Here is a 15,079-nt window from a genome sequence, read left to right on the forward strand (position 1 = left end):
TCCCTGAGCAGGTTCGCCGATGTCCGCTTCCGCCTTCTATCCCATTGGTATCCCCGGCCAGCCCTGGGGCGAGGCGGAGAAGCAGCAGTGGCGCGCGCGCCAGCGCAAGCTGCGCAGCTACGAGGAGGAAGTGGTGGCCGGCATCGAGGCGCTGCGCGGCGATTTCGATGTCCACGTGTACGGTGAGCTGGATTACGCGCCGGACCATTACGCGCTGTATGCCGTGCGCAGCCGCGCCTGGAACGAGGGCCTGCCCACCGCGCTGGTCACCGGCGGCGTGCACGGCTACGAGACCAGCGGCGTGCAGGGCGCGCTGCAGTTCCTGCGCGAGGCGGCCCGCGAATACGCCGGGCGCGCGAACCTGCTGGTGGTGCCGTGCGTGAGCCCGTGGGGCTACGAGCGCATCCATCGCTGGAACCCGAATGCCATCGACCCCAACCGCTCCTTCCGCGCCGACAGCCCGGCCGGTGAATCGGCCGCGCTGTGGTCGCTGGTGTCGCCGATCCGCCAGCGCGTGCGGCTGCACATCGACCTGCACGAAACCACCGATACCGACGAAAGCGAGTTTCGCCCGGCGCTGGCCGCGCGCGACGGCAAGCCGTTCGAGCCGGATGGCATTCCGGATGGCTTCTACCTGGTGGGCGACAGCGAGAACCCGCAGCTGGATTTCCAGCGTGCCGTGGTCGCGGCCGTCGCCGGTGTCACCCACATCGCCCCGGCCGATGCGCGCGGGCTGATCATCGGCTCGCCGGTGGTGGCGCCGGGCGTGATCGAATACCCGGTCAAGCGCCTGGGCTTGTGTGCCGGCATCACCGATGCGGTCTACACGACCACCACCGAGGTCTACCCGGACAGTGCCAACGCCACGCCGGCCGAGTGCAACGCGGCGCAGGTCGCGGCGATCCGGGCGTCGCTGGACTACGCGCTGGCGCAAGGCTGAGGCCGATACGCGGCGGGGGTGTTTCCCGCCGCATGCAGTTCCGTTTCCCTAGCCGCGCCCACGGCGTCCGCCGCTGGGCGTGGACGTGCCCGACCGCCATCCTGTTTCGCACAGGAGGATGGCAATGAACGTGTGGAGATTCGGGTTCTGGGGATGGGCGCTGTTCTGCGCGCCGGCGATGGCGCAGGAGGTCCAGCGTAGCCAGCAGGGAAGGGACGTGGCCTGCGAGGCGACGCCCTGCATCGGCCGCGGGACGCATTCGGCATGGCGCGTGGCGGTGCATCCGCCGCCCATGGCGATGGCGGTGGCCGGTCGCAGCGTGCCGCGGGGAGCGGCACGGCGCGCATCGGGCGCACGACGCGTGCGCGGGGCGGGGAAGGCTCCGCGCGCGCGGCAGTGGAAGGGCGGCAGTTGCGAATCCGTGCGTGCGCAGCGCGCGGCTGCGTATGAGGCGGTAGGGCTGAAACGCGATTTCGCGATGTCGAGCTTGTGGGACAACCGCGTGCAGCAAGCCTGCAAGTAGTGCCGGGCTGCGCGCGGGAATTCCCGCGCGCAGCCGGCAACGCGGGCTTACTGCGCGGAGGCCGTGCCGGGCCCGCGGTAACGCGACAGCCAGTACGCGTAGGGAGCGGGGAGCGTCGTCCATGCGGGCTGCTCGACCCCGAGCGTCTGCGCCAAGGCGTACGGGTAGTGCGGGTTGGCCAGGTGCGCGCGGCCGATCATCACCACGTCCATCTGCCCACGGGCGATCACCGACTCGGCAGCGTCGGCGCCGTCGATGCACCAGCCTGAAGCGACCGGCAGGCCGGCCTCGCGCCGCACGCGCTCGGCCACCGGGGCGAGGAAGGCCGGCGTGCCCCAAGGCACCTTCACCTGGGGAATCACGAAATTCATGCTGACGTTGAGCAGGTCCAGGCCGCGCTCGCGCATCTGCCGGACGAGATCGATGGATTCGGCCAGCGTCTGTTCTTCATGGCCGTCGTATTCGATCACGCCGAAACGCGCGGTCAGCGGCAGGTGTTCGGGCCACACTGCACGCACGGCCTCGACCGTCTCGCGCAGGAAGCGGCCGCGGTTGTCCACGCTGCCGCCATAGGCGTCGTCGCGCTGGTTGCTGTAGGCGGAGAAGAAGCTCTGCGCGAGGTAGCCATGCGCGAAATGCAGTTCCAGCCATTCGAAGCCGGCCTCGCGGGCACGGCGGGCGGCGGAAACGAAATCGGCCTGCACGCGGGCGATGTCTTCCCGCGTCATCTCGCGCGGCACCTGCGGCAAGCCGCCACCAAACGCGATGGCCGAGGGGGCGATGGTCTCCCAGCCGCGCGGGTCATCGGCGGGGAGATGGTCGTCGCCTTCCCACGGGCGGTTGGCGCTGGCCTTGCGGCCGGCGTGGCCGATCTGGATGCCGGGCACGGCGCCGGCGGCCTTGATGGCGGTGGCGACGCGCGCCATGCCCTCGACATGCGCGTCGTCCCACAAGCCCGTGCAATACGGGGTGATGCGGCCTTCCGGCGACACCGCCGTGGCCTCGACGATCACCAGGCCCGCGCCGCCGCGGGCGAGGCCCGCGTAGTGGGCCGGATGCCAGTCCTGGGTGAAGCCTTCGACGGCGCTGTACTGGCACATCGGCGGCACGGCGATGCGGTTGCGCAGGGTGACGTCCTTCAGGGTGAAGGGGGTGAACAGAGCGGACATGGGTTTCTCGAAGGGGGGGAGGGGGATCAGGCGCGCTCGCGGCGGGCGGCGGCGACCAGGCCGTCCAGCCAGTCCTGGTGGCCGTTGATCATCGGGTTGGGACGGGTGCTGGCCAGGGTTTCGGCCGGCTTGCCCTTCTGGGTTTCCTGGGTCAGCACGCGCACGCGACCGCCCGGCAGGTCTTCCACCAACCAGGCGTGGTGCACGTCCAGGCGGGTGTCGCCTTCGCCGGCCCAGCCATGCCAGGCCACGCGGCCGGGCGCGCCTGCCTGTGGCGGGATGTACTCCGTCACCTCGGCCTCGACCGGGAAGCCGAACGTCTCGAAGTGGAAGCGGGTGCCTGGCGCCAGCTCGGGGCCGGCGCCGCCATGGAAGCCGACGTTGGCCGAGTTGGCGTAGTAGTCCGGCCAGCGGGGGGCGATGGCCAGGAACGGCCAGACCTGCGCGGCGGTCAGGCCGGCGACGATGACCTCGTTGGAGGCGAAATTTTCGGTGGTGCCCGGCAGGTAGCCGTCGGGCCAGTGGATGGCGTGCATGGAGGGGGACTCGCAAGGAACTTCCCCCAGCGTAGGGACGCGAGTGCATAATCAAAATGCATGGATTCTTATCGTCTCCACAAAATATCCTTATGTTGAATCCCCTCTGGCTGCGCTCCTTCGTGGAGATCCACGAGCAGGGCGGCTTCACCCTCGCCGCGGACCGCCTCGGCCTCACCCAGGCGGCGGTCAGCCAGCACATGCGCCAGCTCGAACAGCGCCTCGGGCCCCTGCTGCTTCGCCGTGGCCGGCAGCAGCAGCTCACGCCGGCCGGGCAGGCGCTGCTCGCCTATGCACGCGAGCTGCAGCAGGCCGACAAGCGGCTGGAAGCCCGGCTCGCCGATGGCGGCATCACGCAGGGCGAGATCAGCGTCATCACGCCCGGCAGCGTCGGCCTGATGCTTTATCCGCGCCTGCTCGCGTTGCAGGAGGCCGCGCCGGGGCTGGTGATCCGCCATCGTTTCGCGCCCGACCCGGAGGTGCTCGAAGCGGTGCTGCAATCGCGTTACGAACTCGGCATCACCACGGTGCGGCCGGACGACCCGCGCGTAGCCGCCCGTCCGTTCGCCAGCGAGCCGCTGGAGCTGGTGGTGCCCTCGGGCGCGCGCGCGGGCGAATGGGAAGACCTGCGCCGGCTGGGTTTCATCGATCACCCCGATGGCCAGGCCATGGCGGCGCGGCTGCTGAGCCGGCGCTTTCCTGCCGACTACAGCCCGCGCGCCTTGCCCGTGCACGGTTTCACCAACCAGGTGGCATTGATTCTGGAACCGGTGTCACGCGGGCTCGGCTTCACCGTGCTGCCGCGCTACGCACGCCAGGCGTTCGCGCGGCAGGATCGCATCGCCGTGGTCGAAGGCGAGCCGCCGGTAGTCGATACCCTGTGGCTGATCCATCGCGCGGAGTGGCCGTTGTCCGCACGCGCGACGCACGCGGTGGAAGCCCTGCGGCGCGGCCTGGTCGAAAACTGAATCCATGCAGTTTTTTTGGCTTGAAAGGCGCCGGCGCGCCCGCTAGTTTTTTGCCCATCCACCGTATTCAGCGGGTCACGCCGTTGTCCAGAAAGCGCCCTCCCACGCGCAGCGCAGCCACAGACGAGGTGCCCGTTCGTGCGCGCGGGCCAGGCCGGCCCCGCGGCACGCGCGAAGGCGAGCCGCTGCAGGACCAGTTGCTCGACGCCGCGTTGACCTTGTTCGCGCAGCGCGGCATCGCGCAGACGCCGCTCAGCGCGATCGCCGCCGAGGCCGGCGTCACCAAGGCGATGATCCATTACCACTTCAGCACGCGCGAAAAGTTGCTCGACGTATTGATCGAAGAGCGCCTGATGCCGCTGCGCACCTCGCTCATCAAGGCGTTGTGCGGCCATGCCGATCCCATCGACGCGCTGACGGCCTTCGCCCGCAGCCTCGTCGCGCAGGCCCGCATTTGCCCCTGGCTGCCGGGCTTGTGGGTGCGCGAGGTCATGAGCGAAGGCGGCTTGCTGCGCGTGCGCATGCGCGCGCAACTGGACGCCATCGGCGAGCAGCGCACCACCGCGCATATCGAGGCGTGGCAGCGCGATGGCCTGATCAGCCCGGCATTGAAGCCGGAGTTCGTGCTGATGTCGGTGTTCGGCATGACCATGCTGCCGCTGACCGTGCTGGGCGGCCCGCCCGACGCGCAGGCCGCCGAGGCGGTGGTCGAACATGCGGTGGCCATGCTGCGCCATGGCGTGCGCGAGCGCGCGAGCGCCAGCCCCCGCGAAATCGCCTAGCGTCGCGAAGGCTCAGGCGGCGGCCGTCGCACCGTGCCGGGCATAGCGCGCCGGCGGGGCGCCCACCTGCCGCGCGAACGCGACGCTGAAGGTGCTGGCCGAGCTGTAGCCGACGCGCTCGGCGATGCGCGCGATGTCCACGGCGCCCTCCCGCAGCAGGCGCTTGGCCAACGCCATGCGCCAATGCAGCAGGTATTCCATCGGCGCCACGCCGACGATGCGGCTGAAGCGGGCGAAGAATGCCGAACGCGACAGGGCGGCGTGCTGCGCCAGCGCGGCCACGGTCCAAGGTGCTTCGGGGCGGCCGTGCATCGCGCGCAATGCCGCGGCCAGCCGTTCGTCGGCCAGGCCCAGGGCCAGCCCGGGCGCCGTGCCGGTCGTGCCGCCGTTACGCAGCGCTTCGATCAGCAGCACCTCCAGCAGGCGTTCGAGCACGATCTCGCGTGCCGGGCGCTGCGCGAGCGTTTCCTCGCCGACCAACTGCACCAGCGTGGCCAGGCGTGGCACGCCGCGCACGTGCAGCACCTGCGGCAGCAGCGAGACCAGCAATGACGCATCCGGCGAGCCGAAGCTGCAATGCCCGATGCGCATGCGCTGCTCGGCCGGGCCTTCCTGGCGTCCGATGCGGAAGTGGCCTTCGCCCAGCTTCACCGGCATGTCGGGCGGGGTGTCTTCGCCATCGAGGCTGGCGTTGCGCAGGTCGCGCATCGCCGGCACGAGCACGAAGTCGCCGGCCTGCAAGTCGAGCGGCGCCTGGCCGTCCACGGTCATGCGGCAGTGGCCTTCGAGCAGCACGCAGTAGAACGGGTCGCCATTGCCGGGGCGGTGGACCTGCCAGGCGCCGGCGCCTTCGACGAGTTTGGAAAACCGCGCCACCGGCTGCAGCAGGCCGACCATCTCGGCCAAGGGGTCGGTCATGGCAGGACGCTCGCGAAAGAATGATGGACTTTGGAGTGTAGTTCGTCCTTCCGGCACGGCCTAGCCTAGGCGTCGGTTCCCCATGCGAGGTATTGCCCATGTCCACCGTCCTCATCACCGGCTGCTCTTCCGGCTTCGGCCAGGAGACCGCCCGTTTGTTCCTGCAGCAGGGCTGGCAGGTCATCGCCACGATGCGCACCCCGAACCCGGACGCGCTGCCGGCCTCCGACCGCCTGCGCATCCTGCCGCTGGACATCACCGATCCGGCGAGCATCGCCGCGCTGGTCGAGGCGGCCGGGCCGATCGACGTGCTGGTCAACAACGCCGGCATCGGGGCGCCGGTGCCGGTCGAACTGATGCCCACCGACACCGCGCGCGCCCTGTTCGAGACCAACCTGTTCGGCACCCTGGCGATGACGCAGGCCTTCGTGCCGCAGTTCCGCGCGCGCCGCGCCGGCGTGGTGGTCAACGTGACCTCCACCGTGACCCTGAAAGCGTTGCCGCTGGTCGGCGTCTACAGCGCCAGCAAGGCAGCGGTGAATGCCTTCACCGCTTCGCTGGCCATCGAAATGGAGCCCTTCAGCGTGCGCGTGCGGCTGGTGTTGCCGGGGCGTTCGCCGGAAACCCGCTTCGGCGCGAACGCGCAGGCATTCCTGCACGGACAGGATCATCCCGATTACGCCGAATCCATCGCGCGCATCATCGCCGGCTTGCGCGACGGCAGTGGCCCGGTCACGCACGCGGGCGACGTCGCGCAAGCCGTGTGGCGGGCGGCCACCGATGCGAACACGCCGCTGCGCATTCCGGCCGGCGCCGATGCCGAGGCATGGATGGCCGAACTCGGCGGCCGGGCGTAATCAGCCCTTGCCCGCGCCGAGCAGGAACTTCAGCCCGTGGGTGAAGCCGCGCGGCGCGACGCTGAGGTGGTCCTCGTCATTGAGCACGTCCACCTTCAGGCGCAGCGAGGCGTAGTGGCGCGAGCGCAGCGCGGCGGCCATGCGGCGGGTATCGCTCACCATGTAGGCCGTCGTCGTGCGGCTGGGGTCGCCGGGCCGTGCTTCCTCGTACTCGCCGACGTACATGTAGACCGCGGCCGGCAGATCCTGGTGCGCCTGCGCGTACTGCTTCTCGCGCTGTTCCATCACATGGTGGTCGTACCAGAACGAAGGGCTGCCCAGCAGGTAGCCGGAGAACATGCCCGGGTCGCTCAGCAGGATCTGGCTGCCGAGCAGCGAACCATACGAATGGCCGAGGAACAGGCGGCGCGCTTCGTCGGTGCGGTAACGCCCGGCGACGAAAGGCAGCACCTGTTCGCGCAGGTAGCGCGTGTAGGCGTCGGCCTGGCCATGCACGGCATCGGCCGGCGCGCCGTCCGAACCGGCCGCGGTGGGGGTGTAGTCGCGCCGGCGGCTGCGCATGCCGTCCTCGCCGACGGCGTAGGAGAGGCCGACGAGGATGAAGTCGTCGACCTGCGGTCCGTCGAGGTTGATCCGGCGCGCGATCTGCCGGATCAGCGGGAAGGCGTAATCGGCGTCGGTGACGTACAGCACCGGGTAACGGCGTTCGGGCGCGTCGGCGTAACCGCGGGGGAGGGCGACGAAGACCTGGTAGTCGCGGCCGGAGACCGGGTCGGGCACGTTCCAGACCTCGCTGCCGGTGACTTCGTAAGGCAGGCCCTGGCCGCGTTGGCCGCTGGCGGGCGCTGCCGGTGTCGTCGGTGCGGTGGCGGGCGCGGCCGTCGCGGCCGTGTCGGGAGGCGTGGATTCCGGTGTTTTGCCGCAAGCGGCCAGGCACAGCACGAGCAGTCCGATCGACAACCGTTGGTGCATCTGTTCTTCCTTGTACGAAGGTCGCGCAAAAAAAATCGAGGGGATCAACCGACCCCCTCGATGGATGAAGCTCGACTTATACCTGCTGCCCGATCAGAAGCGCCAGTCCAGGCTCACCGTGTAGCTGCGCGGTGCGCCGTAGTAGCCGCTGTAGCGCAGCGAGTTGATGTACTTCTCGTCGGTAATGTTCTTCACGTTGAAGCGCAGCGTCGCGTCGGGCAGGAAATCCCACGCCACGAAGCCGTTGAGCACCGCGTAGCTGTCCTGGCGCACGGCGAAGTCGCTGCTCTCCACGTTGGAGATGTTGCTCTGCCAGCGGCCACCGAGGCCGAACTGCAGCGCGGTGTAGCTCGGCAGGCGGGCGCTGAGCATCAGGTTGGCGGTGCGGCGCGGCACCCAGCGGTAGGTATCGTCGCCGTCGTCGCCGGTGAGCTTCAGCGCGGTGTAGCCGAACACCAGGTTGACATTCTCCGACACCTTGCCGGTCGCTTCGAACTCCACGCCCTTCGATTCGACGTCCACGCCGGTGTAGTAGTACTGGCCGTTGTCGTTGTAGCCGGCGCCGGTGGCCAGGCCATCCTGCTCGGCCTTGAACAGGGCGATGGTGGTCAGCAGGCGCTTGTCGAACCAGTCGGCCTTGACGCCCACTTCGTAGTTCGAGCCCTTGGTCGGGTCGAGGTAGCGGCCGTCGGCGTCGCTCTGTTCCTGCGGCTGGTAGATGTCCGAATAGCTGACATAGCCCAGCACGTGCTCGTTGAAGTCGAAGGTCAGGCCGCCGTACGGGCTGGTCTTGCCTTCGGTCTGGTCGAACACCACGCCGTAGTTGACGCCGTCGCGGTGGTAGTTGGCGTAGTTCACGCCGACCACGGCCTTCAGGCGGTCGGTGAAGGACAGGCGCGCGGCACCGTAGGCGCGCTTCAGGCGCTGGTTGAGCGTGCTGTACAGCGACAGGTCGCCCCACACCGGCTCGGGGATCACGTCACCGGCCCACGGGAAGCCCGGCATCGGCAGGTAGCCGCACACCGCGTCGCCGCACATCGCGCCGGCGTATTCCTTGTTGTTGCCTTCGCTGCGCGCGTAGCTGACGCCGAACATCACTTCCTGGTCGAGGCCGAACATGTCGAAGTGGCCGTTGATCGTGGCCGAGCCCAGGTGCGCGGTGGTCTTGTCCCAGCCGCCCCACGGGTAGCCGTACAGGCCCAGGTTCGTGCCCGGCTCCAGGCCGGTGCCGAAGTAGTCGGTGGCGTAGAACAGCTTGGTGTCGTTGGTGATCTGGCGGTAGTTGTAGGCCAGCTTCAGCTGCCAGTCCTCGGCCACCTGGTGGGTGTATTCGATGAAGCCGGAGTCGGTGGTGGTATCCCACATCGTCCAGTCCTGCGTGGTGGACGCGCCGCGGTCCCACTCGGCCTGCGTGCCATCGCTGTACATGAACGTCAGCGCGCCCCACATGTTGCCGTCGGTGCGGGTCTTCTGCCTGGAGTAGCCGGCGGTCAGCGTGCCGTTCTCGCCGATCTGGCCGTCGACCACGCCGTAGAAGAAGTCGCGCTTGTCGCTCTTGCCGCGCAGCCAGGAATCGCCGTCCTCATGCGCGGCCACCACGCGGCCGGCCCAGCTGCCGTCGGCGGTGAACGGGGTGGAGTAGTCGGCCTCCACGCGCTTGGTGCCCCAGGTGCCGTAGCTGATGCCGACCACGCCCTGTTCTTCGTTGGTCGGGCGCTTGCGCACGTAGTTGATGGTGCCGGCGGCGTTGCCCACGCCGGTCAGCAGGCCGTTGGCGCCGCGGATCACTTCCAGCTTCTCGTAGGCGAACGAGTCGGTCGAGCTGGTGGCGATGCCCCAGCCGTTCGGCAGGCCGATGCCGTCGATCTGCGTGTTGGCGATGTCGAAGCCGCGCGCGGTGTAGGTGGTGCGGTTGGTTTCCCATTCGTCGACCACGATGCCGGTGGCCATGCGCAGCGCGTCGTTGACGGTGTTGACGCCGAAGGCCTGCATCTGCTCGCTGGTCACCTCGCTGATCGACTGCGGGGTGTCCTTGATCGCCAGGTCGAGGTTGGTGGCGCCGTTGCTGACGCGCTCGGCGCGCTGGGCGACCACGCGAACCTGGTCGAGGTTGGTGGCTTCGACGCTGCCGGAGGCCGCTTCATCGGCCTGCGCGTGGAGGGCGACCAGCAGGCCGAAGGCCAGCACGGAGTAGCGCGGCAGGGCCGCGGCGCGACGGGAGAAATTGGACATGTTGGTGGGGATCCGGGAGTGAAAGGTGCTGGGCGAGGGCAGGGCTGCCGGCGTCCGCGGCGCGCAGTTTACATGGGAATGGTTCTTATTGGCACGAATTGTGAAAACTGCGTGATTCCGTCGCACGACCGTGCCGGGCAGGGCCGGGCACGCCGGAGCGCCTTGCAGGACGCGCCTAACGTTGTTAGATTCGCCGCGTCTAACAGCGTTAGGTGGGCCATGCGGAAGGCCATCGGGCGGGATCAAATCGTGGCTTCGGCGTTCCGCCTGCTCGACGAAGCGGGCCTGGAAGGCGTCAGCCTGCGCAAGGTCGCCTGCCAGCTGGGAATCCGTGCGCCGTCTCTGTATTGGCATTTCAAGAGCAAGCAGGCGCTGGTCGATGCGATGGCCGATGCGCTGATCCACGACGTCGCGCGCGACGTGCCGGCGGGGCAGTCCTGGCGCGAGACGCTGCTGCAGCTGGCCCACGAATTCCGCCGTGCCTTCAAGGCGCATCGCGACGGCGCGCGCGTCTACGCCGGCACCTACCTGGCCACCGAGAACGTCATGCGCGTGGCCGAGGTGACGATTTCCTCGCTGGCCCAGGCCGGCGCGACGATCGACTTCGCCGCCACCACGGCGATGGACCTCATCTATTACGTGCTCGGCTTCGTGATCGAGGAGCAGTCGCTGCCCGAGAACGGGGCCGGGATGGAGGAGGTCGAAGCGACGTTCCTCGCCATGGCCGAGGCGCGCTTCCCGTACTGCTGGCAGGCGCGGCATTTCCTCACCGAGCCGGACCTGGAGCGCCGTTTCGTGCAGGGCGTCGGGTTGCTGCTCGACGGCGTGGCGCTGCGCTTGCCGCCGCCTGCGGACGGCCGCTAGCCAGACCTTTCAACACCCCGTACTACCCGCCAGCCAACGCAAGCGTGTTCCCGCCCCGGCGGCATTCTTCCCATTGCATACAGAGATCTCCATGCGTGTCGATTCCCTGCGTTGGTATGTTCCCGTCCTGATGGTGTTGTCGCTCGCGGCCTGCGGCGGCGCGGACAAGAAAAGCGAAGACGAAAGCGGCCAGGCCTCCGCACTGGCGGTCAGCCTGGCGCCGGCGCAGGCGCAGCGAATGGCGCGCACGGTGCTGGTGTCCGGCCCGGTGTCGGCGTTCGAGGAAATGCAGCTGGGCGTGGAGCTCAGTGGTCAGCGCGTGACCGCGCTCAACGTGGACGTGGGCCAGTGGGTGAAGAAGGGCCAGGTGCTGCTGGAGCTGGACCATCGCACGCTCGACAGCGAGCTGGCGCAGGCGGATGCCTCGTTGCGCCAGGCGCAGACCGCGCAGGAGCTGGCCGGCCTGAACTACGAACGCGGCGCGAAACTCGCCGCAGAGAAGCTGATCAGCGCCAGCAGCCTGGATGAGCTGCGTGCCACCCGCACCGATGCCGAGGCGCAAACTGCCACCGCGCGTGCGCGTCGCGATTCGGCGAAGCTGCAACGCGATTTCGCCGAGTTGCGCGCGCCCGCCGATGGCGTGATTTCCAAGCGGCTCGTGCAGCCGGGGCAGGTGGTCGCCGCCGGCAGCGAACTGCTGCGGCTGATCCGCGACAATCGGCTGGAGTGGCGCGCCGAGCTCTCCGAAGCGCAGCTCGCCGGCGTGGCGGTCGGCAACACCGTCACGCTTCCGTACGGCGGCCAGGATGTCGTCGGTCGCATCCGCGCGGTGAGCCCGGGCGTGGATTCGCAGACCCGCACCGGCACCATCTATGCCGACCTGCCGGCGCCGGGCGCGCTCAAGCAGGGTGTGTATGTCGAAGGCCGCATCGTCACCGGCGACGGCCAGGCGCTCACCATTCCCAGCGCGTCCATCGTGCAGCGCGACGGCCACAGCTACGTGTTCCTCGTGGACGACAAGCAGCAGGCGCAGCGTCGCCGCGTGCGCACCGGGCAGGTGACGCAGGGCCGCACCGAGATCGTCGAAGGGCTGAAGGCCGGCGAGCAGGTCGTGGTGGATGGCGCCGGCTTCCTGGGCGAGGGCGACCGCGTGCGTGTGGTCGCCGCCGCCGCCGCGAAGGCGGGTGCGCGATGAATTTCTCCGCCTGGGCGATCAAGCGCCCGCTGCCAGCCTTGCTGGTGTTCTTCGTGTTGTGCGTGGCCGGCTTGTGGGGCTTCCACCAGTTGCCGGTGGCGCGCTTCCCGGACATCGCCTTCCCGATGACCACCGTGACGGTCACCCAGCCCGGTGCTTCGCCGAGCCAGCTGGAGGCCGAGGTCACGCGCAAGGTCGAGGATTCGGTCGCCACGGTGAACAACGTCAAGCGGGTGATGTCCACCGTCAGCGAAGGCGTGAGCACCACCAGCATCGAGTTCCAGCTGGAGGCGGACCTCGCCACCGCGCTCGATGACACCCGCGACGCGGTCACGCGCATCCGCACCGACCTGCCGCAGGACATCCAGGAGCCGGTGATTTCCAAGGTCGATATCGGCGGCTCGCTGATGACCTACGTGCTCGTCGCCCCGCGCATGACCGCCGATGAGGCCAGCTGGTTCGTCGACCGCGACATCTCGCGCGCGATGTACGGCGTGCCCGGCGTGGCGCGCGTCACCCGCGTGGGCGGCGTGCAGCGCCAGGTGCGCGTGGACCTGGATCCGAATGCCTTGCTCGCCTTCGGCATCACCGCCGGCAACGTGTCGCAGCAGCTGGCGCAGATCCAGGTGGAGCGCGCGGGCGGCAAGGCCGAGCTGGAAGGCGCGCAGCAGACCATCCGCACGCTCGGCACCGTGGGTGATGCGCAGGCGCTGCGCGATTACTCGATCAGCCTGCCGGACGGCCGCGCCGTGCGCCTGTCCACGCTGGCGAACGTCACCGACGCGGCGGCCGACCCGACCGAAGCGGCGCTGCTCGACGGCAAGGACGTGGTGGCCTTCTCGATGTCGCGCACGCGCGGCTCCAGCGAGGTCAAGGTGGAGGCAGGCGTCCACAAGGCGCTGGACGACCTCAAGGCCAGCCACCCGGGCATCGACTTCCGCCTGGTCACCACGGCCATCGACGAGACGCATCGCTCCTACGATTCTTCGATGACCATGCTCTACGAGGGCGCGCTGCTGGCCCTGCTGGTGGTGTGGCTGTTCCTGCGCGACTGGCGCGCGACGTGGGTGTCGGCGCTGGCGCTGCCGCTGTCGATCATCCCGACCTTCGCGGTGATGTACTGGTTCGGCTTCACGCTGAACATGATCACGCTGCTGGCGTTGTCGGTGGTGGTGGGCATCCTGGTGGACGATGCGATCGTGGAGATCGAGAACATCGTGCGCCACCTGCGCATGGGCAAGCCGCCGCTGGAGGCGGCGCGCGAGGCGGCCGGCGAGATCGGCAACGCGGTGATCGCCACTTCGCTCACGCTGGCCGCGGTGTTCGTGCCGGTGGCCTTCATGCCGGGCATCGCCGGCAAGTTCTTCCGCGAATTCGGCTGGACCGCGGCCACCGCCGTGTTGTTCTCGCTGCTGGTGGCCCGCCTGCTCACGCCGATGATGGCCGCCTACATCCTCAAGCCGCATGGCGAGGAGAAGGAAGACTCGAAGCTGATGCGCTGGTACCTGGGCTGGGTGGACGCGGCGCTGCGCCATCGCGGGCGCACGCTGTGGATCGCCGCCGGGTTGTTCGTCGCTTCGCTGGCGCTGGTGCCGCTGATCCCGGCGACCTTCATCCCGCAGTCCGACCTCGGCCGCAGCAACCTGAGCCTGGAACTGCCGCCCGGCACCCGCCTGCAGGAAACCGTGGCGGTGTCCGAACATGCGCGTGCGCTGCTCAAGGACATGCCCGAGCTCAAGCAGGTGTATACCGCCGTGGGTAGCGTGCTGGACCTGGGTGATCCTTCGACCACCGGCGTCGCCGATGCGCGCAAGGCCACGCTCGTGCTGGACTGGGGCGTGGCCGACGAGCGCAAACGCGACCAGCGCGCGCTCGAACGCGACGCGCGTGCGCGCCTGGCGGACTTGCCCGGTGTCCGGGTGAGTTACGTGAGTTCGGAGCCGGGCAACCTGCTGCAGCTGGTGCTTTCCGGCGACGATCCGCAGCGCCTGCAGGATGCTTCCACCGCATTGGAGCGCGACCTGCGCGGCATCCAGGGCCTGGGCAGCGTGACCTCCACCGCTTCGCTGCTGCGCCCGGAAATCCAGATCGTACCCAATCCCGCGCGTGCGGCGGACATGGGCGTGGCCACCGCCGACATCGCCGAGGCCGCGCGCATTGCGACCGCAGGAGACTACGAGCAACGCCTGGCCAAGCTCAACCTGCCGGACCGGCAGGTGCCGATTCGCGTCGGTTTCGCCGAGGCCACGCTGGCCAATCCGGCGCTGATCGGCCAGCTGCGCGTGCCGGGCCGTTACGGGCCGGTGCCGCTGTCGGCCGTGGCGGATATCGAGATGGGCAGCGGCCCCTCGCAGATCTCGCGTTACCAGCGCCAGCGCAACGTCACCCTGACCGCCGAACTCAACGGCCGGCCGCTGGGCGAGGTGATGGAACAGGTGCAGCAGCTGCCGAGCGTGAAGAAGCTGCCGCCGGGCGTGAGCTTCCTCAACACGGGCGATGCGGAGGTGTTCGTCGAGCTGTTCATCGGCTTCCTGCTGGCGATGGCCGCCGGCCTGGTGTGCATCTACATGGTGCTGTTGCTGCTGTTCAACCATGCGCTGATGCCGGTGACGATCCTGGCGGCGGTGCCGCTGTGCGCCGGCGGTGCGTTCGGTGCGCTGCTGATCACGCAGAACATGCTGTCGTTGCCGGCGCTGATCGGCTTGTTGATGTTGATCGGCATCGCGACCAAGAACTCGATCCTGCTGGTGGACTACGCGGTGATCGCCGAGGACGAGCATGGGCTGAGCCAGCACGACGCGCTGGTCGATGCGTGCCGCAAGCGCGCGCAGCCGATCATCATGACCACGCTGGCAATGGGCGCGGGCATGATGCCGATTGCGCTGGGGTTCGCGGGTGATTCGAGCTTCCGCGCGCCGATGGCGATTGCGGTGATCGGCGGTTTGATCACCTCCACGCTGCTGAGCCTGATCGTGATCCCGGCGGCGTTCACCGTGGTCGATGACCTGGGCGAATGGGTGTCGCGCAAGTTCCGGCACCGGTCTTCGCATCCGCATGGTGAAACGGCGGGTTGAGGTCTTGCGCGTCGGCGCGGGTAACGCTGACGCGCGTCCACTTCCATAG

At 69.0% G+C, this 15,079-nt stretch carries 13 protein-coding genes; 8 read left to right on the forward strand and 5 right to left on the reverse strand.

Features of this window, described 5'->3' with window-relative positions; all coding sequences use genetic code 11:
• Window positions 1-19: 19 nt before the first annotated feature.
• Together ARC20_RS09245 and ARC20_RS09250 are read left to right on the forward strand one after the other, a co-directional pair.
• On the forward strand, window positions 20-940 hold the full coding sequence (locus ARC20_RS09245; protein ID WP_057646492.1) for a M14 family metallopeptidase: 921 nt from the start codon (window positions 20-22) through the stop codon (window positions 938-940).
• Between the two features lie 118 nt (window positions 941-1,058).
• Window positions 1,059-1,463, forward strand: a complete 405-nt coding sequence (locus tag ARC20_RS09250; protein WP_146165797.1) for a hypothetical protein — start codon at window positions 1,059-1,061, stop codon at window positions 1,461-1,463.
• A gap of 47 nt (window positions 1,464-1,510) precedes the next feature.
• Here ARC20_RS09250 and ARC20_RS09255 read toward each other — a convergent pair whose 3' ends face one another.
• Both ARC20_RS09255 and ARC20_RS09260 read right to left on the reverse strand, forming a co-directional pair.
• On the reverse strand, window positions 1,511-2,632 hold the full coding sequence (locus tag ARC20_RS09255; protein ID WP_057646494.1) for an NADH:flavin oxidoreductase/NADH oxidase: 1,122 nt from the start codon (window positions 2,630-2,632) through the stop codon (window positions 1,511-1,513).
• Between the two features lie 26 nt (window positions 2,633-2,658).
• Entirely contained in the window at window positions 2,659-3,168 is a 510-nt protein-coding gene (locus ARC20_RS09260) for an SRPBCC family protein (protein ID WP_057646495.1), read from the reverse strand.
• 92 nt (window positions 3,169-3,260) lie between these two features.
• Between ARC20_RS09260 and ARC20_RS09265 the strand changes: the two genes are divergently transcribed.
• Together ARC20_RS09265 and ARC20_RS09270 are read left to right on the forward strand one after the other, a co-directional pair.
• Window positions 3,261-4,136, forward strand: coding sequence for a LysR family transcriptional regulator (locus tag ARC20_RS09265; RefSeq protein ID WP_057646496.1), 876 nt, complete (start codon window positions 3,261-3,263; stop codon window positions 4,134-4,136).
• A gap of 128 nt (window positions 4,137-4,264) precedes the next feature.
• On the forward strand, window positions 4,265-4,918 hold the full coding sequence (locus ARC20_RS09270) for a TetR/AcrR family transcriptional regulator (RefSeq protein WP_057646497.1): 654 nt from the start codon (window positions 4,265-4,267) through the stop codon (window positions 4,916-4,918).
• Between the two features lie 12 nt (window positions 4,919-4,930).
• On the opposite strand, the gene ARC20_RS09275 is transcribed toward ARC20_RS09270, so the two are convergent.
• A complete protein-coding gene (locus ARC20_RS09275) occupies window positions 4,931-5,836 on the reverse strand; it encodes an AraC family transcriptional regulator (RefSeq protein ID WP_057646498.1) in 906 nt (301 codons plus the stop codon).
• Window positions 5,837-5,934: 98 nt separating this feature from the next.
• On the opposite strand from ARC20_RS09275, the gene ARC20_RS09280 reads away from it, so the two are divergent.
• The gene (locus ARC20_RS09280; RefSeq protein WP_057646499.1) at window positions 5,935-6,693 is read left to right on the forward strand and encodes an SDR family oxidoreductase; all 759 of its coding nucleotides are present in this window, start codon (window positions 5,935-5,937) and stop codon (window positions 6,691-6,693) included.
• Here ARC20_RS09280 and ARC20_RS09285 read toward each other — a convergent pair whose 3' ends face one another.
• Together ARC20_RS09285 and ARC20_RS09290 are read right to left on the reverse strand one after the other, a co-directional pair.
• Entirely contained in the window at window positions 6,694-7,665 is a 972-nt protein-coding gene (locus ARC20_RS09285; protein ID WP_081418115.1) for an alpha/beta hydrolase, read from the reverse strand. It lies immediately after the preceding gene.
• A gap of 93 nt (window positions 7,666-7,758) precedes the next feature.
• Entirely contained in the window at window positions 7,759-9,897 is a 2,139-nt protein-coding gene (locus ARC20_RS09290; RefSeq protein ID WP_081418116.1) for a TonB-dependent siderophore receptor, read from the reverse strand.
• A gap of 249 nt (window positions 9,898-10,146) precedes the next feature.
• On the opposite strand from ARC20_RS09290, the gene ARC20_RS09295 reads away from it, so the two are divergent.
• The 3 genes from ARC20_RS09295 (at window position 10,147) to ARC20_RS09305 (ending at window position 15,030) form a co-directional block, all read left to right on the forward strand.
• Window positions 10,147-10,761, forward strand: coding sequence for a TetR/AcrR family transcriptional regulator C-terminal domain-containing protein (locus ARC20_RS09295; RefSeq protein WP_237642549.1), 615 nt, complete (start codon window positions 10,147-10,149; stop codon window positions 10,759-10,761).
• A 91-nt stretch (window positions 10,762-10,852) separates the two neighbouring features.
• Window positions 10,853-11,956, forward strand: a complete 1,104-nt coding sequence (locus ARC20_RS09300) for an efflux RND transporter periplasmic adaptor subunit (RefSeq protein ID WP_057646501.1) — start codon at window positions 10,853-10,855, stop codon at window positions 11,954-11,956.
• Window positions 11,953-15,030, forward strand: coding sequence for an efflux RND transporter permease subunit (locus ARC20_RS09305; protein ID WP_057646502.1), 3,078 nt, complete (start codon window positions 11,953-11,955; stop codon window positions 15,028-15,030). Before ARC20_RS09300 ends, ARC20_RS09305 begins: the two co-directional genes overlap by 4 nt.
• The last annotated feature ends 49 nt before the right edge of the window (window positions 15,031-15,079 follow it).

This window comes from Stenotrophomonas panacihumi (assembly GCF_001431645.1).
Classification (GTDB): domain Bacteria; phylum Pseudomonadota; class Gammaproteobacteria; order Xanthomonadales; family Xanthomonadaceae; genus Stenotrophomonas_A; species Stenotrophomonas_A panacihumi.